Origin of the sequence: Nonomuraea sp. NPDC049725, from assembly GCF_040674795.1 — a bacterium.
Classification (GTDB): Bacteria; Actinomycetota; Actinomycetes; order Streptosporangiales; family Streptosporangiaceae; genus Nonomuraea; species Nonomuraea ceibae.
Genome location: NZ_JBFANJ010000002.1, coordinates 381,700 through 400,879, shown reverse-complemented (window position 1 = coordinate 400,879; position 19,180 = coordinate 381,700). Strand labels below are relative to the sequence as shown.

The following is a 19,180-nucleotide window of genomic DNA, read 5'->3' as shown; positions in this document are numbered from 1 at the left end:
ATGAGATTCGCCACGATATAGGCAGGCCATTCCGGGTGTGAAGCCAAACCTTCCTTACAGAAGCCCTGACCTGCCGATACGTCAGCCTGCAAGGGCCGCGAGCGCGCTGGTGAACGCCTCGGCGGGCGGGCTCACCAGCCCCGCCCCCACCTGCCCGGTGCCCGCGACACGCCCGGCGATGCCCGTGTTGACCACGGGCAGCAGCCCGGTCCTGGCGACCAGCGCCACGTCGATCCCCACCGGCGTCCCCCGGAAGCCCAGCGCCGGGATCTGGTAGGCCGGATGCTCCGCCAGCGTGATCTCGTACATGGACCGGGTCGCCGCCACCGCGTCCGCCACCTCGCCGCCCACGAACCGCACGATCGCCGGGGCCGCCGCCATCGCGAACCCGCCCAGGCCCGATGTCTCCGTGATCGTGGAATCGCCGATGTCCGGGTTCGCGTCGCCCGGCCCGTACGCGCCCAGGAACAGCCCGTCCGGCACCCCCGCCGGGCCGGTGAACCAGCGCGACCCCAGCCCCGACACCTGCACGCCGAAGTCCGTGCCGTTGCGCGCCATCGCCACCACCAGCGACGAGCCCGGCACGTCCCGCGCCGCGTCGGTGCTCACCTTGGCCGCCGCCATCGCCGCGTTCAGGAAGAAATGGTCGTTGCCCGCGATGAACCGCAGCACGTCCGACGCGTTCGCCGGAGCCGCGTCGACCACCGCCGGAGCCAGCTCCCGCAACAGCAGCGAGGTGGCCGCCCGGTTGCGGTTGTGCAGCTCGTCGCCCATCTGCAACGCCTGCGCGATCATCGCCCGCAGGTCGATCGGGCCCGCCAGCTCCACCGCCGCCGACAGCACCGGGCCCAGCACCGTGTCCATCCAGCGCAGCCGCTCCAGCACCTCCGGCCCGTACGCGCCGTACCGCAGCACCTTGCCCAGGCCCTCGTTGAGCGAGCAGTACGCGACGCCGCCGTGCTCGTCGTCCCGCACCTCGAACAGCCACATCGACGGGCTGACCACCCCCGCCATCGGCCCCACCGCGCCGTGCCCGTGACACGGCTCCAGCAGGACGTCACCCGAGGCCAGCGCCTGCTCGGCGGCCCGCTCGTCCGGCGCGTACCGCTCCAGCAGCATCGCGCCGATCAGCGCCCCGCGCAGCGGCCCCGACGCCCGCCGCCACGTGATCGGCGGGCCCGCGTGCAGGAACATGCCCCTGGGCAGCCGCAACAGCTCCGACGCCCGCCGCACCCCCGCCAGGTACGGGCGGGCACCGGTCATCCGGCGCACCGCCAGCTCGTTGGCCGCCCGCCTGCGCGGATCCGCCAGCACCCGCGTCAGCGCCTCGGCCGTCCCCGCCATCGGCGGCCGCCACGCCACGGTCACGGTGTCGGCGGCCTGCTCCCGCAACGCCTCCGCCAGCGGTTCGGCCCCCACGGTGATCACCCTCGGCGGCCCGTCCAGCACCATCACGACACCTCCGTAACCGATCCCGGCCGAACCCCTCCAGGCGCGGACCCGGAGCCAGGACCGGACCCAGGGCCGTGAGCGGCGGCCCCGGGAGTACCGGGACCGGGACCGGCGTCGAGGCGAGTGGCCCCGGGCGCTCCGAGGACCGGAGCGGCGGCCCCGGGAGCTTCGGGAGCTCCGGGACCGGAACCGGGGGCGGGGGATGGGGGGCGGCTTGCGGTGGTGGCGGCGAAGCGGGCGGCGCGGGCGTTGGAGGCGAAGACGGCGGCCCCGGCGGCCCGGAGGGTCTCGGCCTGCCGCCGGAGCCCCTGGGGGTCGCCCTCGGTGCCGACCAGCGCGACCACGACCGTGGCCCGGGACGCCGCGATCGCCGGGGCCAGCGCGGCTGCCGGGTCGGGGTCGGCCCCGTGCCCGAGCACCACGTCCATCAGCACCACCGCGTCCGGCGGCACCTTCCGCAACGCCTCCAGCCGCAGCGTCGGGTCGATCATCGGATGCGCACGCCCCCGCGTGTAAGCGTCGTCCCCGTAGTCGGTGAACTCCCCCCGGCCCGCGACCGCCGCCGCCTCCGCGCACAACGTGCCCCCGGAGTACACGCCGACCAGCGCCCGGCCGCCGCCGGCCCCGCCACCGGTCCCGCCACCGGTCCCGCCACCGGTCCCGCCACCGGTCCCGTCCCCGCCGGACGCCGCGACGTCGCCAGCGGCCGTCCACGACGGCCAGCCGGGCACCGGCACGCCCAGCGCCCGCAGGGCCTCCTCAGCCGCCGACGTCAGGTCGGCGTCCGCGCCGAGGACGGCCGTCACGACCGGCGTGCGCAGCGCCCCCGCCACCTCCCGTACGGCCGCCGCCACCTCGGGCGACGGCGGCTTGGAGATCAGCACGATCAGCTCGGTCGCCGGGTCGTCGTCCAGCATGCGCAGCGCCCGCACGGTGGACCGGCCGCCGATCTCCGCCGACAGGTCCCGCCCGCCGACGCCCAGCACATGGCTGACCCCCACCCCGGCCAGGTCGAGCAGGCACGTCACCTGCTGCGCCCCGGTGCCCGACGCGGCGACCACGCCCACCGGGCCGGGCCGCAGCACGTTGGCGAAGCCCAGCCCGACGCCGCCGATCACGGCGGTGCCGCAGTCGGGGCCCATGACCAGGACCCCGCGCTCGTCCGCCCGCTCCTTGAGCAGCCGCTCCTGCTCGACGGGCACCCCGTCACTGAAGATCATCACCGGCAGCCCGGCCTCCACGGCGTCCAGCGCCTCGGCGAACGCGTGCTCGCCCGGCACCGACACCAGCACCAGGTCGGCGGGCGACCTGGCGGCCGACCGGGTGGTGCGCGGCGGCTGCTCCGCCTCCCGGCCCGGCGGGGCCCGTTCGGTGAGCCGGCGGTCCAGCTCCTCGGCGGCCCCGGCCACGTCGTCGCCCCGCAAGGCCACCAGCAGGTCGCCCGGGTCCGCCGCGGGCACGTCGAAGCCCAGGTCGCGGGCCAGGCCGAGGTTCAGCTGCGTGGCCATCGCCACCACCGCCACCTCGGCCCCCGGCAGGCCCGTACCGGCCCGCATGAGCGTCACCGAGTCGTGGTAGACGCCCCGGCGCACGAACACCGCATCACCCATGCCGACCCCCAGGACCGGTGACCCCGTACGGAAACCCGGGGGACGGCGGCCCCCCGAGCGGGCGGGACGCCCCTCCGGCGCGGCGCCCGGGGACGGGACGCCGGTCCCGCGTGGAAGGGCGCCCGCCCAGGGGGCGGGTCATCGGCGGCCGCCCAGGGCGAGGACGGCGTCGAGGCCGATGGCGATGCCCTGGGCGAGGTCGGCGCCGGAGGTGTGGCCGAGGGCGTGGAGGCGGCGCAGGGCCGGTTCGAGCGCCTGGCGTCCGGCGAGGGCGCGCAGGACGGCGACGACCTCGGGCCCGGCCTGGCCGCGCGCCGCGCAGTGCAGGAGCGTCGCGGAGATCGGCGTGGTGCGGGTGCGGGCGTCGTAGGTGACGGCGGCGGCGAGCCAGCCGGCGAGCTTGACCGCCTGCCCGGCGCCGGTCGCGGCGCCGAGGTGGCGCAGCGTCACCAGCAGCCCGGCCAGCACGTCGTCGCCGCTCGGGGTGAGCCCCGGCCCGAGGCCGACGAGCTGCTCGGCGGCGGTGACCGCGCCGACCAGCCGCCCGGACGCGCAGCTCACGGCCAGCAGATCGACGGCCGGGTGCCCGGCGAGCGCGGGCCCCGCGGGCGGAGGCGGCAGCGTCACGGCGGCGAGGCGGGCCGGGTCGACGGGGCCGAGGGGCGGGGCGGGGTCCCACCAGCGGCGGGCGCGCAGGCTGAGCCGGCCGAGCTCGACGGACCCGTCGCCGACGTGGGCGTCGTCGCCCACGGTGACGTGCGGCAGGGGAGCGGAGAGGAGGACGGAGTTGGGCAGCCGGGACGCCCCGCCCGTGATGACCGCGATCACCGACGGCTCCAGATCGGTCCTGACCTCCAGGTAGATCCCGGCGGCGAAGGCGGCCAGCACCCGGGCGGGCCGCCGGGGCGCCTCCAGGACGGGCCGCACGGCCGCGCTGGCGGCGCCCGTGACGTGGGCGCGTACGCGCCCCGCGTGAGTGCCGACCGTCACCGGACCTCCCTATCGACCTTGGACCTGACCGTAGAACGCGCCGGGCAACCCTCCGTACGGAGAAATTTGCCAACAGTCAGCGGGAAGGTTGGCTCTTCCTGCCAGACGTTTCTCGGGTCACAATCACCCCATGGAGCCCCCGGTCCGTCTCGCCAGCACCGGAACGATCATTCACGGCGTGTCCGTCGGGGAGGTGCTGGGCGTGTCGACGCTCGCGGGCGCCCGGCTGATCGCGGGGGAGCGCGGGCTGGGCCGCATCGTGCAGCGCCTCAACGTCATGGAGGTGCCCGACATCCTGGCCTGGGTCAAGCCGCACGAGCTGCTGCTGACGACGGGCTACCCGCTGCGCAACACGCCGCAGTCGCTCGGCCGCCTGGTCGCCGACCTGGACGAGCGCGGGCTGGCGGCGCTGGGGATCAAGCTGGGTCGCTACGTGGACGAGCTGCCCGCGGAGATGGCCGAGCAGGCGGAGCGGCTGGGCTTCCCGCTGATCCTGCTGCCGAACGACGTCGGCTTCGACGACATCCTCAACCAGGTGCTGACCGACATCCTCAACCGGCAGGCGGCGGTGCTGGTGCGGGCGGAGGAGGCGCACCGGGCGCTGGTGCAGGTGGTGCTGGCGGGCGGCGGGCTGGACGAGGTGACCGCCGAGGTGGCGGCCCTGCTGGACGTGGCGGTGGCGGCGGTCGACGGGCGCGGCCGGGTGCTGGCGGCGGCGGGCCCGCGGGAGCACGTGGCGGCGCTGCGCGAGTCGGCCGCCCACGACGGCCTCCCGGCCTCGGCCAGCCAGGGTCAGCCGGGTCAGCCGGGAGCGGGGCCGCGCGGGCGGGTGATGGCGTCGGTGCCGGTGACGGCGGGCGGGCACCACCACGGCCGGATCGTCGCCTACAGCCCCGCCGGGGCGATCCGCGACAGCGACGTCGGCATCCTGGAACGGGCCGCGACGGTCGCGGCGCTGGCCGTCACCCGCCAGGAGGCCGTCCACGCCGTCGAGTCGAAGTACCGGGCCGACTTCCTGCGCGACGTGCTCACCGGCCGGGCCGGCACGGCCGAGCGGGTGGCGGCGCGGGCGCGGGCGTTCGGCTGGGACCTGGAGCGGCCCGTCACGGTGCTGGTGGCCGAGCTCGACCCCGACAGCGACGAGCGCACCGCCCAGGACCGCCTGGTCACCTGCTGGACGGCCGCGCTGCGCCGCCACGACCCCGGCGGCGCGGTCGCGGGCTTCTCGCACGAGGCGGTGGCCGTGGTGGGCGCGGAGGTGGACGCGTCCAGGCTCGCCAGGGACGCCGCCGCCGGGTTCGCCGACGTGCCGCCGGCGACGTTCTCCACCGGCACCTCCCGCCCGAGCCCGGGGGTGGCGACGCTGCCCGAGGCGTACACGCAGGCGCTCAAGGCGGCGCGCGTCGGCCGCCAGCTGCACGGCCCCGGCGCGGTCGCGCACTTCGACCAGCTCGGCGTCTACCGGCTGCTGTCGCTGGTCAGCGACACCGACGAGCTGCACGCGTTCGTGAAGGAGACACTCGGCCCGCTGTCGTCCGACGCCGACGCCGAGAACGCCGACCTGCGCCGCACCCTCCAGGTCCTGCTGGAGACGAACCTCAACGTGGCCGAGACCGCCCGGCGGCTGCACTTCCACTACAACACGCTGCGCTACCGCATCGGCAAGCTGGAGCGCCTGCTGGGCAACTTCACCGACGACCCCCACCTGCGCCTCAACCTGACGCTGGCCCTGCACGTGCTGCGCATGCGCGGCATCTAGGCTTGCTCTCCGTGGACCTGGAATTCGAGCTGCGCGACGACTTCATCCCGCTGTGCGACCTGCTGAAATACTGCGGCGTCACCGAGACGGGCGGCATGGCCAAGCATCTGATCGCCGAGGGCCTGGTGCTGGTCGACGGCGAGGTGGAGCTCAGGAAGACGTGCAAGATCCGCTCCGGCCAGGTGGTCAGCGGCGACGGTTTCGAGATCCACGTGAACTGACATCGCAGGTCACCCCCTATTGTGCTCTCCGGAACTACGGAGAGGACGGGCACGCGGATGGCGCTCGGGTGGAAACTGCACGGCGACGGCAAGAGGCTGACGCCGGGCGAGGTGGTCAAGCCGGACGAGCGGCTGTCGTGGCCCAGGACGGCCGGGATCGGGGCGCAGCACGTCATCGCCATGTTCGGCGCGACGTTCGTGTTCCCGCTGCTCATGGGCCTGGACGCGAACCTGGCCGTGATGATGTCGGGCGTCGCGACGATCATCTTCCTGCTGGTCGTGCAGGGCAAGGTGCCGAGCTACGTCGGGTCGAGCGCGTCGTTCGTGGGCGCGGTGGTGGCGATCCGGGCGGGCGGCGGCGACAGCGCGACCGTGACGGGCGCGCTGCTGGTGGTGGGCGTCGTGCTGGCGGCGGCCGGGCTGGCGATCCACCTGCTGGGGGTGCGGATCATCCACCGGGTGTTCCCGCCGGTGGTGACCGGCGGCGTGGTGATGCTCATCGGGTTCGGCATGGCGTACGTGGCGGCCGACAACTACTGGCCGCGCGATCCGTGGGTGGCGCTGCTGACGATGGTGGCGACGCTGGTGTTCGTCGGCCTGTTCCGCGGCTTCGTCGGCCGGATCGGCGTGCTGCTGGGCCTGGTGTTCGGGTTCGCGCTGTCGTACGTGTGGGACCTGGTCGGCGGGAAGATCGCCACGCCCGACGCGAGCGGCGCGACGACCGAGCGCTACCGGGTGGACCTGTCGAAGGTCGCCGAGGCCGACTGGTTCGGGCTGCCGGAGCTGCACGGTCCCGCGTTCGAGGTGTCGGCCGTCGTGCTGGTGCTGCCGGTGGTGATCGCGCTCATCGCCGAGAACGTCGGCCACGTCAAGGCCGTCGGCGAGATGACGAGGACCGACGTCGACGCCTACATGGGCCGGGCGGTGCTGGCCGACGGCGTCGGCACGGTGGTCGCCACGTCGGTGGGCGGCCCGGCCACCACCACCTACGCCGAGAACATCGGCGTCATGGCCGCCACCCGCGTCTACTCCACGGCCGCCTACTACATCGCCGCCGTGATCGCGATCCTGTTCGGGCTGTGCCCCAAGTTCGGCGCGCTCATCGCCGCCACCCCCGACGGGGTGCTCGGCGGCGTCACGACCATCCTGTACGGGATGATCGGGCTGCTCGGCGCGCGGATCTGGATGGAGAACAAGGTCGACCTGGCCGAGCCGGTCAACCTGCTGCCCACCGGGGCGGGCATCATCTGCGCGATCGGCCCGGTCGCCTTCCCGGTCACCGACACGTTCGCGCTGAGCGGCATCGCGCTGGGCACGATCGTGCTGCTGGCCGGCTACCACCTGCTTCACCTGGCCCGGCCGCGCCGGGAAGCCTGATCTCTGGTCAGCCGCGCAGTTTTGGCAGATCATGCCCGTGTACGTGCGCGCGGGCGGGCCTAATGTGCCCGCAACGCGGCAAGGCGGTCCGGGCGAAGAGGGGCTCGCATGGCTCTGAGATGGACCAGACACGGCGACGGCAGACACCTGGCTCCCGGCGAGGTCGTACGGCCTGACGAGCGGCTGAGCTGGCCCCGCATGGCCGGGTTCGGGGCCCAGCACGTGGTGGCGATGTTCGGGGCGACGTTCGTCTTCCCGCTCGTCATGGGGCTCGACCCGAACGTGGCGATCATGATGTCCGGGGTCGCGACGATCCTGTTCCTGCTGATCGTGAAGGGGAAGGTGCCCAGCTACCTGGGCACCAGCGCGTCGTTCGTGGGCGGGGTGCTGGCCGTGCGGGCGCTGTTCGGCGGCGACACGGCCGGGGCCGACGCGATCGTCACCGGGGCGATCCTGGTGGCCGGGCTCGTGCTGGCGCTGGTGGGGCTGGCGGTGCACTTCCTCGGCGTCCGGGTGATCAACCGGGTGTTCCCGCCGGTGGTCACCGGGGCGGTGGTCATGCTCATCGGGTTCGGCCTGGCGTACGTGGTGGCCGACGTCTACTGGCCGCAGGACCAGTGGATGGCGCTGGTCACGATGCTGATCACGTTCGTGGTCGTGGTGGCGTTCAAGGGGTTCCTCGGCCGGATCGGCATCCTCGTCGGGCTCGTGGCGGGCTTCGTGCTCTCGTGGGCGGCCGACCGGCTGTTCGGCATGGTGCCCGCCTACGACGACGGCGCCGTCCAGGTCGCGGCGCACTTCCGCGTCGACCTCGGCAAGGTGGCGCAGGCGCCGTGGTTCGGCTGGCCGGACTTCCACTGGCCCGGTTTCGAGGCCTCGGCCGTCCTGCTGGTGCTGCCCGCGGTCATCGCGCTCGTCGCCGAGAACATCGGCCACGTCAAGGCCGTCGGCGAGATGACGGGCACCGACGTCGACCCGTACGTGGGCCGCGCCGTCGCCGCCGACGGCCTCGCCACCGTGGTCACCAGCGCCGTCGGCGGCTCGCCCACCACCACCTACGCCGAGAACATCGGCGTCATGGCCGCCACCAAGGTCTACTCCACGGCCGCCTACTACATCGCGGGCCTCATCGCGATCGCGTTCGGGCTGGTGCCCAAGTTCGGGGCGCTGGTCTCCGCGACGCCCGCGGGCGTGCTCGGCGGCGTCACCGTGATCCTCTACGGCATGATCGGGCTGCTCGGGGCGAAGATCTGGATCGAGAACCGGGTCGATTTCGCGGACCCGGTCAACATGGTCCCGATCGGCGCGGGAATCATCCTGGCGATCGGACCGGTGAAGCACATGATCAGCGGCGACTTCAGGCTGGAGGGCATCGCGCTCGGCACCATCGTGGTGGTGGGCGGCTGGCACCTGCTGCGCGTCATCGCCCGCCGCACCCCCGCGGCTGCCGGGAGCGAAGCCGGGTGAAGCCGCCCCCGTTCGTCCACCACGCGCCCCGCGACGTCGGCGAGACCCTGGAGATCCTGGCCGAGGCGGGGCCGCGCGGCAAGGTGCTCGCCGGCGGCCAGAGCCTCATCCCGATGCTCAACATGCGCCTGGCCGCCCCCGAGCACGTCATCGACATCAACCGCCTCACCGAGCTCGACACGGTCGAGGCCGGGCCGGACGGCGTCACCGTCGGCGCGCTGGCCCGCCACGCCCGGGTGGCGCGGGCCGGCGTCCACCCGCTGCTCGGCCAGGCACTGCGCCTGGTCGCCCATCCGGTGATCCGCAACCGGGGCACCGTCGTGGGCAGCCTCGCGCACGCCGACCCGGCCGCCGAGCTGCCCGCGGTCCTGGCCGTGCTCGGCGGCTCGGTGCGGGTGGCCCGCGCCGGCGCCGCCCCCAGGGACGTGCCCGCCGCCGAGTTCTTCACCGGCCCGATGGAGTCGGCGCTGCGGCCCGGCGAGCTGGCCGTGTCGGCGCACTTCCCGGCGCTGCCGCCGCGCACCGGCACCGCCTTCGCCGAGGTCTCCCGCAGGCACGGCGACTACGCGCTGGCCGGCGTCTGCGCCGTCGTCACGCTGGACGGCGACCTGCGCGTCGCCTCGGCACGGCTGGCCTGCATCGGCGTCGGCCCCGTGTCGCTCGTGGTGGACCTGGGCGCCGACTGGAAGAGCGCCGCCGACGCCGTGCGCGAGCGGGCGGAGCCGGACGGCGACGTGCACGCCAGCGCCGCGTACCGGCTGCATCTCGTCGGCGTGCTGGCGCGGCAGGCGGCCGAGCGGGCCGAACGGACGGCGAGAGAGGCGGCGGCATGACCGACGGGCGAGCAGCGTCCCCGCACGAGATCACGCTGGTGGTGAACGGCGTCGCACGCCGCGCCCGGGTGCCCGGCAGGCGGCTGCTGTCCGACTGCCTGCGCCACGACCTGGGCCTGACCGGCACCCACGTCGGCTGCGAGCACGGCGTGTGCGGCTGCTGCACGGTGCTGCTCGACGGCGAGCCCGTCCGCTCCTGCCTGACGCTCGCGGTCACCGTCGACGGCCGCGACATCACCACCGTCGAGGGGCTGGCAGGACCCGGCGGGCTCTCGCCCGTCCAGCGGGCCTTCGCCGAGTGCCACGCGCTCCAGTGCGGCTTCTGCACCCCCGGCTTCCTGTGTACGGTGACCGCGCTGCTGCGCGAGCACCCGACGCCCACCGACGAACAGGTCACCGAGGGCATCTCGGGCAACCTGTGCCGCTGCACCGGCTACCGCAACATCGTCAAGGCCGTGCACCGCGCGGCCGAGCTCATGGCGGAGGAGTCATGAGCACCCGGCTGTTCGGCGAGCCGATGCCGCGCAGGGAGGACCCCAGGCTGCTCACCGGGCAGGGCCGCTACCTCGACGACCTCGGCCCCGGCGCGCTCGCCGCCGCGTTCGTCCGCTCGCCGCACGCGCACGCCCGCATCCGCGACATCGACGTCAGCGGCGCCCTCGACGTCGACGGCCTCGTCGCCGTCTACACCTGGGAGGACCTGCCCGAGCGGATCGGCAGGCCGCTGCCGCTGCTCATCCCGCACCCGGCGCTCACCCACGGCCGCACCGCCCGCCCGCTGGCCCGCGACGTCGTCCGCCACGTCGGCGAGCCCGTCGTCATGGTCGTCGCCGAGGACCGCTACCTGGCCGAGGACGCCTGCGCGCTCATCGAGGTCGACTACGAGGTGCTCGAACCCGTCGCCGGGCTGGAGGAGGCCGCGCGCGGCGACCGGCTCGTGCACGCCGACGTGCCCGGCAACGTCGGCGCCCACCTGGTGCAGGAGGTGCCGTCGGCCGGCGGCCGGAGCGCCGCCGACGCGATCGCCGCGGCCCCGCACACGCTCTCCTTCCGGCTCGACATCGAGCGCAGCGCGAGCATGCCGCTCGAAGGCCGCGGCGTCTACGCCCGCTGGGACGGCGCCGACCTGCGCGTCTACTCCAGCACCCAGACCTCCACCAGCGTCCGCATGGCCATCGCCGCCGCGCTGGAGCTGCCGCTGCCGCACGTCGAGGTCATCGCCCCCGACGTGGGCGGCGGGTTCGGCGTCAAGATCGTGCACCCGTGGCCGGAGGAGCTGCTGGTGCCGTGGGCGGCCATGCTGCTCGGCCGGGAGGTCAAGTGGGCCGAGGACCGGCGCGAGCACTTCGTCGCCGCCGCCCACGAGCGCGGCCAGGTGCACCGGGTGCGGGTCGGGTTCGACGACGAGGGACGGGTGCTCGGCCTGGACGTGTCGATCCTGCACGACCACGGCGCCTACACGCCGTACGGGATCATCGTGCCGATCGTCACGTCCACGCAGCTTCTCGGGCCCTACCGGATCGGGGCGTACCGGGTCGAGTTCACCGCCGTCTACACCAACACCGTCCAGGTCACGCCGTACCGGGGGGCGGGGCGGCCGCAGGGCGTGTTCTGCATGGAACGGACCATGGACAAGATCGCCCGGTATCTGGGCAAGGACCGGACCGAGGTGCGGGCGGCCAACCTGATCCGGCCGGAGGAGTTCCCGTACGACCAGGGCCTGACCTTCCAGGACGGCCGCCCCCTCGTCTACGACAGCGGCGACTACCCCGAGATGCTGCGCATGATCAAGGAGCTGATCGGCTGGGACTCCTTCGAGCGGGCGCCCGGCCGGGGCATCGGCATCGGCTGCTACGTCGAGGGCACCGGCGTCGGCCCGTACGAGGGCGGCCACGTGCAGATCACCTCCGACGGCCGGGTGCACGTCTCCACCGGGCTCACCTCGCAGGGGCAGGGCCACGAGACCGCGTTCGCCCAGATCGCCGCGACCGAGCTGGGGGTGCCCGTCGAGCGGGTCTCCGTCGTCACCGGCGACACCCGCCGCTTCGGCTACGCCGTCGGCACGTTCGCCTCGCGCGCCGCCGTGATGAGCGGCAACGCGATCGCGCTGGCCTGCGCCGAGGTGCGCGCCAAGGCGCTGCGCGTCGCCGCCGCCGCGCTGGAGGCCGACCCGGCCGACCTGACCGTCACCGACGGGCTCGTGCACGTCGTGGGCGCGCCGTCGGCGTCGATCCCGCTGGCCACGGTGGCGGTGCTGGCCAACCCGCTGCGCTACGCCTTCGACGAGGAGACGGCCCGCGCCACCCAGTTCGCCGGGGCCGCCTCGCCCGACCGGCCGCCGGTCGAGCCGGGCGAGGAGCCGGGGCTGGAGGGGCGCGGCTACTACTCGCCGATCCGGTCCACGTTCGCCGCCGGCATGCACGCGGCCGTCGTCGAGACCGACCCGGAGACCGCCGAGATCAAGGTCGTGCGCTACGCCGTCGTGCACGACTGCGGGCGGCTGATCAACCCGATGATCGTCGAGGGGCAGATCCACGGGGGAGTGGCGCAGGGCATCGGCGGCGCCCTGTACGAGCGGATGGCCTACGACGGCGACGGGCAGCTGCTCAACGCCTCGTTCATGGACTTCCTCATGCCGTACGCGACCGAGATCCCGCCCATCGAGACCGGCCACCTGGAGACGCCGTCGCCGCTCAACCCGCTCGGCATCAAGGGCGCGGGCGAGGCGGGCGTCATCCCGGTGTCGGCGGTGATCGCCTCGGCGGTCGAGGACGCCGAAGGCATTAGCATCGACCGCATGCCGCTTTCCCCGTCCGACCTGTTCCACCTGCGCGAGGGCGCGTGAGCGAACTGCGCGCGCCCGCCGCGGGCCTGACCGCGCCACCCGCCCTGCCCGCCGGCGCCCGCGTCGTCGACCTGGCCTGGAACGAGCTGACCGAGCTGCCCGCGAGCGTGACCGGGCTGACCGCGCTGGAGGAGCTGCGGCTCGACGGCAACCGGCTGCGCTCGCTGCCCGACCTGTCGGGGCTCGCCGCGCTGCGCGAGCTCCACCTCGACGGCAACGCGCTCACCGCGTTCCCCGCCTGCCCGCCGGGGCTGGAGAGCCTCTTCCTGTACGGCAACGCCGTCGAGGCCATCCCCGACCGGCTCCCTCCGGGCCTGCGCCACCTGGCCGTCGGCGGCAACCGGCTGAGCGCCGTGCCCGGCGCCGTGTGGGAGCTGACCCGGCTCGAATCGCTCAACCTGGCCGAGAACGCGCTGACGTCGATCCCGCCCGCCGTCGCCCGCCTGACCCGGCTGCGCATGCTCGACCTGGGCCACAACCGGCTCACCGCGCTGCCGCCCGAGCTGGGCGAGCTGCCCCTCACCGACTACCTGTACGCCAGCGACAACGGCCTCACCGAGGTCCCCGACACCCTCGGCAGGCTCGACCGGCTGGGCTACCTCAACCTGACCGGCAACCGGCTCACCCGGCTCCCCGCCACGATCGGCCGGATGGCGTCGCTGGTGGAGCTGCGGCTCTACGACAACCAGCTGACGGAGCTGCCCGGGAGCATCGGCGGCCTGACCCGGCTGCGCGAGCTGCACCTGCGCGGCAACCGGCTGACCGCGCTGCCCGCCTCCGTCGGCGAGCTGGCCGAGCTGCGGACGCTCGACCTGCGCGACAACCACCTGCGCGCCGTGCCCGCCGAGCTGGCCAAGCTGGACCGGCTCAGCCACCTCGACCTGCGCAACAACCGGCTGCGCGACCTCCCGGAGCGCCTGCCGTACGTGGACAAGCTGGACCTGCGCTGGAACAAGCTCGACGGCGACCCGCCGGTGCTGCGCGAGCTGGCCGCCCGGGGCTGCGTCATCCTGCGCTGAACCATCGCGCGCTGAACCGGGCCGCCCGCCTGTGCGTACCTCCGCACATGAAGACTCGTCCACGTCTGGCCGCCGTCGCGCTGCTGGCCGGGCTCGCCGCCGCGTGCGCGCCCGGCGCCGAGGGCGGCGGCGTCCCGAACCCCGAGCCCGCCGCCCCCCTCACCGTGGAGCAGCTCGCCGCCAAGGTCGGCTGCACGCCCCGCATGCAGGTCGACGCCGCCGACATCCGCACCGGCTACTGCAAGACCGAGGCCGGCCGCTTCTTCGTCAGCACGTTCGTCACCGAGGAGGGCAAGAACGCCTGGATGGACACCGCCCCCGAGTACAAGCCGCACCTGGTGGGGCCGCTGTGGACGGTGCTGGCCGACCTCAAGGTCCTGCGCAAGCTGCAGGAACCGCTCGACGGCGACCTGCACCTGTCGGACCACCGTGTCACACAGTCGCCCGCGGCGGGCGACCGTGTCACACAGTCGCCCGCGGCGGACGACCGTGTCACACAGTCGCCCGCGGCGGGCTACTGACCACCGGGAGCGTGACGCGCTTCCTGAACACCCAGTACGTCCACCCCTGGTAGCCGAGCACGAACGGCAGCGCGATCAGCCCGATCCAGCTCAGCATCGTCAGCGTGTAGGGCCCGGAGGCCGCCTCGGCCAGCGTCAGGCCCGGCAGCGGCGCGCCCCTCAGCTCGGTGAACACCGCCACCGACACCAGCACCAGCGCCGCCGCCATCGCGGTGAACGCCCAGCCCTCGCGGCGCCGCCACACCAGCGCCGTCGCCGCCGCCACGGCCCCCATCGCGGCCAGCGCCGGGATCGTGCCCACCGCCGACAGCGCGACCACGGCCACCGGGACCACCACGACGCTGACGGCCAGCGCGGCGGTCCTGGCGCGCCGCCGCACCGGCCCGTCGGTGCGCAGCGCCAGGAACACCGCGCCGTGCAGCAGGCACACCGCCAGCGAGAACACGCCGCCCATCAGCGCCGCCGTCGCGCTGCCGAACAGCAGGTCGGCGAAGACCGTGCCCCACACGAACGCGGGCAGCGCGCTGCCGACCGTGATGCCCAGGTCGCACCAGAACGGCTTGGCCACCTTGCCGCGCCACTCCAGGCCCACCCCGCGCACGATCAGCCCGAGCAGCACCAGCATGACCGGGATGTAGAAGCCGCTGAACATGCCCGCGTACCAGGCGGGGAAGGCGGCGAACATGGCGCCGACGGCGGTGATCAGCCACACCTCGTTGCCGTCCCACACCGGGCCGATCGTCTGCAGGGCCTGCCGCTGCTCGGCCGGCGTCCGGCTGACGAACGGGGCCAGCAGGCCCACGCCGAAGTCGAAGCCCTCCAGGACGAAGTAGCCCGTCCAGAGGAAGGCGATGATGACGAACCACAGATCGATCATGACCAGCTCCTCAGTACATCAGGGACGGTTCGCGCCGCTCGGCGGCCGGGACGGGCTCGTGCTCGTCCGGGCCCTTGCGCACGTGCCTGGCCAGCAGCACGATCTCGGCCACGGTCAGCACCCCGTACACCAGCGTGAAGATCGCCAGTGAGGTCGCGACCTCGGCGAGCGAGACGCCGGGGGAGACGCTGGAGGCGGTCAGCAGCTCGCCCGCGACCGTCCACGGCTGGCGGCCCACCTCGCTGAGCAGCCATCCGGCGGTCACCGCCAGCAGCGGCAGCGGCAGCGCCCACAGCAGCGCCCTGGCCAGCCAGCGCGGCATCTCCCGCCTGCGCCGCATCAGCCACAGCCCCAGCACCGACAGGCCGACCGTCGCCATCCCGAACACGATCATCACCCGGAACGACCAGAACACGACGGTCTGGTCGGGGCGGTAGTCGCCGGGGCCGAACTCCTTCTCGAAGCGCGCCTGCAGGTCCTCGGTGCCCTGGACGACGGCGTCCGGGTCGTTGGTGGACAGGAAGCTCAGCACCTTGGGGATCTCGATCCCCGGCGCGATCGAGAACGGCGCCCCGGCCGTGTCGCGCTCCAGGCCCTCGGCCGCGGCCAGCTTCATCGGCTGCTGCTCGTACATGAGCTTGGCGGACGTGTCGCCCGTGAGGGCCACGACCGCGCCCGCGATCGCCGTCATGACCAGCGCGGCGCGCGCCGCGCTGCGCCACATGTCCTCCTTGGTGCGCAGCAGCCAGTAGCCGCACACCGCCAGCACGAACCCGCCGGCCACCACGAACGCCGCCCCGACCACGTGCGGCACCTGCGCCAGCGCGGTGGAGTTGGTCAGCACCGCCCACAGGTCGGTCATCCTGGCCTTGCCGTCGACGACCTCGTAGCCGACCGGGTGCTTCATCCACGCGTTGGCCGCCAGGATGAAGTAGGCGGAGATGTTCGAGCCGATCGCCGCCGCCCAGATCGTCGCCAGGTGCACCCGCTTGGGCAGCCGGTCCCAGCCGAAGATCCACAGGCCCAGGAACGTCGACTCCATGAAGAACGCCAGCAGCGCCTCCATCGCCAGCGGCGCCCCGAACACGTCGCCGACGAACACCGAGTACTCCGACCAGTTCATGCCGAACTGGAACTCCTGCACGATGCCGGTGACCACGCCCATCGCGAAGTTGATCAGGAACAGCTTCCCGAAGAACTTCGTCAGCCGCAGGTACTGCTCCTTGCCGGTGCGATGCCACGCGGTCTGCAGTCCGGCCACGAAGACGCCCAGGCCGATCGTCAGCGGCACGAACAGAAAGTGGTAGACGGTGGTCACCCCGAACTGCCACCGTGCGAGATCCAGTGCGTCCATTTCCCCTCACCGCGTCCGTTAGCTCTACAGCCTGTAGTGCGTCTACTTGAAGTAGTACTACAAGCCGTAGAGCAATGCGATGCGATCTTCGTCACAACGCGCCCCCATCAGGCCGTTCAACGATGCCGGAGCGCCCCCGCCGGGCGCGTCACCCGCGCGGCGGACCGCCCGCTACGCCCCGGGGCGGACGGCGGCGTCCAGGTACGCCCGCAGGTCGCCCAGCTCGTAGCCGCGGCGCTTGATCTTCTTGACCAGGATCCGGAAGTCCCTGGCCAGATTGGGGCGGAAGTGCATCAGCAGGATGTCGCCCGGGCGCAGCCGCTTGTCGGGCACCTGGTAGGCGATCTTGCCGCCCGGCTGGACGGTCGCGGTCCACAGCAGCACGGCGTCGATGCCGCAACTCCCGGCCGCGCGCAGGGTGCCGGAGTTGTACGCGCCGAACGGCGGCCTGAACAGGGTCGGCCGGGCGCCGGTCTGCTTGCGGATCAGCGCGGAGGCGCCGCAGATCTCCCGGCGCTGGGCGTCGTAGCCCATCCGGCTGAGGTCGGGGTGGGTGAGCGTGTGGTTCTCGATCGGGACGCCCGCGTCACGCAACTGCCGGAAATATCCCCACTTGCCCGCGCCGACGAAGCGCGCCTCGCCGCCCGACTGGTCCGGCGTCCCCTCCGCCTCCACCGCGTCCCGCATCGCGAACGCGGTCATCGGGATCCGCTCCTCCCGGATCTGCCTCACGAACCCCGGATCCTGCTCCCAGCCGTCGTCGATCGTCAGGAACACGACCTTGCGCCTGGTCGGGATCGAGCTCACCACCGGCGGCAGCCCGCCCGACGCCCGGATCCGCCCCACCTCGCCCGGCCTCGGCGCCACCCCCTGCGGGCCCGGCGTCCTCGTGTCGGCCGTCGCCGGCTCGCGTGCCGCGCCGCTCTCCCGCGCCGCGCCGCCGTCCTGCCGCGCCGGCTCCGCCGCGCACCCCGCCATCAGCAGCACCGCGGCGATCGCCGCGCCCCGCCGCGCCCGTCCCCCGTACATGCCGCACCATCCTGCCAGCCCTGATCACCACGTACGCAATCCGCGTTGGTCAGGTGTTGCCCTTATCGCCGGGGCCGGCGGCTTTCTAGAGTGGCGGTGTGAAAGTCGCAGGCAGCGCCGTGATCGGCGTCGACAGAGACCGCGTGTGGGCCGCCCTGCAGGATCCGGCGGTGCTCGTGCGCACCATCCCGGGCTGCGAGCGCCTGGAGGAGACCGGGCCCGACACGTACCGGATGACCGTCAACGCCGGGGTCGCCTCGCTCAAGGGCGTCTACCGGGGCGAGGTCGCGCTCGCCGACCCCTCGCCGCCCGAGACCTTCGTCCTGCGCGCCCGTGGCCAGGGCGCCCCCGGCACGGTCGACGCCACCGTCCGCGTACGCCTCAGCGAGGTGGACGGCGGCACCCGCGTCGACTACGACGCGGACGCGGTCGTCGGCGGCATGATCGGCGGCGTCGGGCAGCGCATGCTCGGCTCCGTCGCCCGCCGCACCGCCGGCGACTTCTTCACCGCCGTCGACCGGCACCTCCGTGCCGGAGGGGCCCCGGACGCCCCCGCACCCGAGGCCGTGGCCCCCGGCGAACTCCCGTCCCCCAACGGCGCCCAACCCCCGGCCCCCGCTCCGGCCTCCGCCCCGGCGCCCCCCATCGCGCCCGCCGTCTACGAACGTCCCGCCAGACAGCCCGCCGAGACGCGGCCCTGGGTGATGCTGGCCGCGTTCGGCATGGGCGCGGGCGTCGCGCTCGGCAGCGCCGCCATCGGCTGGCTCTTCGGCCGCGCCCGCCGCTGACCCCGGACCCGCGGGGGCCGCCGACCCTCGGGCCCGCGGTGGCGGGGTGACCGGTGGGTTTGTGTGCAGGGTGGACTCTCGCGGAAAAGGATCTCCGGGCGTAGCGTGGCGGTATGCGGCAGGCACACGCTGAAGACGCCAGGACCGAGGCCAGACGAGTGATCCGCAACCTGCTGGGCGACGACCGCCCGACCGCCGGGTCGCTGGTGGCCGAGGCGCGTCCGGTGGTCGGCGAGGAGCGGTGCGAGCGGTGTCTCGGGCTGGTCCTGGGCGCGTCGCTGACGCGGCGGTCGGCGGAGCTGGCGGCGATCGCCGCGCTGCTGGTCGGCACGCGGGAGCTGGGCGTGGAGTGGTGGACGCGCCCCCGGGGCGGGAAGCTGCCCGCGCCGGACGAGGTGTTGCGCACGGCCGTGGCGATCGAGCCGTGGACCGACCTGACGGCGCTGGAGATGCTGGCCGCGTGGGCGTCCGACGACGCCGCCGACGCGCTGTGGGGCAAGCCGGTCGCCGAGGTGGACCTGAACTCCTGGCATGCCGAGGACCGTTTCGCGCTGCCGGACGGGGTGCGGCCGGGGCAGCGGCTGGTGGTGCACTTCGACGCCGGGGGCAGGCTGGACGCGGTCGTCACGCGGCGTCCTGACGAGGAGCTGGGCTCCAACCTGGACTTCCACTCGCTGCGCTATTCGCGGCCCGCCGAGGCGCAGTGGAGCTGGGGGGTGGCGGCCGGGCTCGGGCCGCACCGGCTGCCGGGCGAGGAGCCGGACCCGTACGCGCGGCCGGTCGAGGCGGAGGCGGTGCGGATCCTGCGCGACTGGGCGCTGCGGCACGGCGCGACGGCGGCGCAGCTCGGGGAGCGGTGGGAGAGCGTCGGCGACGTGGTGGCGGCGATCGAGCGGGTCGACTGGATGTGGCGCAGCGGCGAGTGGTTCGGCTGGTGGCGCGGCGCGTCGGCGCTCGTCGACGGCTCGGCCTACCTGCCGTACCGCCTGGAGGAGCTCGCCTCCGGCTGACACCGCCGGTCCGGGCGGGGCTGGAATC

At 74.1% G+C, this 19,180-nt stretch carries 17 protein-coding genes; 11 read left to right on the top strand and 6 right to left on the bottom strand.

Features of this window, described 5'->3' with window-relative positions:
• Positions 1–81 precede the first annotated feature (81 nt).
• The 3 genes from AB0J53_RS06270 to AB0J53_RS06260 form a co-directional block, all read right to left on the bottom strand.
• On the bottom strand, positions 82–1,452 hold the full coding sequence (locus AB0J53_RS06270) for a DUF1116 domain-containing protein (protein WP_364169837.1): 1,371 nt from the start codon (positions 1,450–1,452) through the stop codon (positions 82–84).
• Positions 1,452–3,062, bottom strand: coding sequence for an FdrA family protein (locus AB0J53_RS06265; RefSeq protein WP_364169066.1), 1,611 nt, complete (start codon positions 3,060–3,062; stop codon positions 1,452–1,454). Before AB0J53_RS06265 ends, AB0J53_RS06270 begins: the two co-directional genes overlap by 1 nt.
• A gap of 138 nt (positions 3,063–3,200) precedes the next feature.
• On the bottom strand, positions 3,201–4,052 hold the full coding sequence (locus AB0J53_RS06260; RefSeq protein WP_364169063.1) for a DUF2877 domain-containing protein: 852 nt from the start codon (positions 4,050–4,052) through the stop codon (positions 3,201–3,203).
• A gap of 130 nt (positions 4,053–4,182) precedes the next feature.
• Between AB0J53_RS06260 and AB0J53_RS06255 the strand changes: the two genes are divergently transcribed.
• The 9 genes from AB0J53_RS06255 to AB0J53_RS06215 all read left to right on the top strand — a co-directional run bounded on the left by AB0J53_RS06255 (position 4,183) and on the right by AB0J53_RS06215 (position 14,094).
• Positions 4,183–5,811 (top strand): PucR family transcriptional regulator ligand-binding domain-containing protein, encoded by a 1,629-nt coding sequence (locus AB0J53_RS06255; RefSeq protein ID WP_364169060.1) that lies wholly within the window; start codon positions 4,183–4,185, stop codon positions 5,809–5,811.
• 11 nt (positions 5,812–5,822) lie between these two features.
• A complete protein-coding gene (locus AB0J53_RS06250; protein ID WP_219506709.1) occupies positions 5,823–6,032 on the top strand; it encodes an RNA-binding S4 domain-containing protein in 210 nt (69 codons plus the stop codon).
• Positions 6,033–6,089: 57 nt separating this feature from the next.
• The gene (locus AB0J53_RS06245; protein WP_219506702.1) at positions 6,090–7,409 is read left to right on the top strand and encodes a solute carrier family 23 protein; all 1,320 of its coding nucleotides are present in this window, start codon (positions 6,090–6,092) and stop codon (positions 7,407–7,409) included.
• A 108-nt stretch (positions 7,410–7,517) separates the two neighbouring features.
• Complete coding sequence (locus AB0J53_RS06240) at positions 7,518–8,876, top strand: solute carrier family 23 protein (protein ID WP_364169056.1); 1,359 nt, start codon at positions 7,518–7,520, stop codon at positions 8,874–8,876.
• A complete protein-coding gene (locus AB0J53_RS06235; RefSeq protein ID WP_364169053.1) occupies positions 8,873–9,709 on the top strand; it encodes an FAD binding domain-containing protein in 837 nt (278 codons plus the stop codon). Before AB0J53_RS06240 ends, AB0J53_RS06235 begins: the two co-directional genes overlap by 4 nt.
• Positions 9,706–10,203, top strand: coding sequence for a (2Fe-2S)-binding protein (locus tag AB0J53_RS06230; protein ID WP_219506696.1), 498 nt, complete (start codon positions 9,706–9,708; stop codon positions 10,201–10,203). Before AB0J53_RS06235 ends, AB0J53_RS06230 begins: the two co-directional genes overlap by 4 nt.
• Positions 10,200–12,554 carry an aerobic carbon-monoxide dehydrogenase large subunit gene (gene cutA / locus AB0J53_RS06225; protein WP_357589484.1) on the top strand — a complete coding sequence of 785 codons (2,355 nt, stop codon included), beginning with the start codon at positions 10,200–10,202 and terminating at the stop codon, positions 12,552–12,554. Before AB0J53_RS06230 ends, cutA begins: the two co-directional genes overlap by 4 nt.
• Positions 12,551–13,573 (top strand): leucine-rich repeat domain-containing protein, encoded by a 1,023-nt coding sequence (locus AB0J53_RS06220; RefSeq protein WP_364169049.1) that lies wholly within the window; start codon positions 12,551–12,553, stop codon positions 13,571–13,573. The genes cutA and AB0J53_RS06220 overlap by 4 nt, the downstream gene beginning before the upstream one ends.
• 47 nt (positions 13,574–13,620) lie before the next feature.
• A complete protein-coding gene (locus tag AB0J53_RS06215) occupies positions 13,621–14,094 on the top strand; it encodes a hypothetical protein (RefSeq protein ID WP_364169046.1) in 474 nt (157 codons plus the stop codon).
• Here AB0J53_RS06215 and cydB read toward each other — a convergent pair.
• From cydB to AB0J53_RS06200, 3 genes are all read right to left on the bottom strand, one after another.
• On the bottom strand, positions 14,066–14,971 hold the full coding sequence (gene cydB / locus AB0J53_RS06210) for a cytochrome d ubiquinol oxidase subunit II (protein WP_219506690.1): 906 nt from the start codon (positions 14,969–14,971) through the stop codon (positions 14,066–14,068). The genes AB0J53_RS06215 and cydB overlap by 29 nt on opposite strands.
• A gap of 10 nt (positions 14,972–14,981) precedes the next feature.
• Positions 14,982–16,325 (bottom strand): cytochrome ubiquinol oxidase subunit I, encoded by a 1,344-nt coding sequence (locus AB0J53_RS06205; RefSeq protein WP_364169043.1) that lies wholly within the window; start codon positions 16,323–16,325, stop codon positions 14,982–14,984.
• 171 nt (positions 16,326–16,496) lie between these two features.
• The gene (locus tag AB0J53_RS06200; RefSeq protein WP_364169040.1) at positions 16,497–17,354 is read right to left on the bottom strand and encodes a polysaccharide deacetylase family protein; all 858 of its coding nucleotides are present in this window, start codon (positions 17,352–17,354) and stop codon (positions 16,497–16,499) included.
• Between the two features lie 98 nt (positions 17,355–17,452).
• Between AB0J53_RS06200 and AB0J53_RS06195 the strand changes: the two genes are divergently transcribed.
• A complete protein-coding gene (locus AB0J53_RS06195; RefSeq protein WP_364169037.1) occupies positions 17,453–18,142 on the top strand; it encodes a carbon monoxide dehydrogenase subunit G in 690 nt (229 codons plus the stop codon).
• A gap of 113 nt (positions 18,143–18,255) precedes the next feature.
• Entirely contained in the window at positions 18,256–19,152 is an 897-nt protein-coding gene (locus AB0J53_RS06190; RefSeq protein ID WP_364169034.1) for a hypothetical protein, read from the top strand.
• Positions 19,153–19,180: the final 28 nt, after the last annotated feature.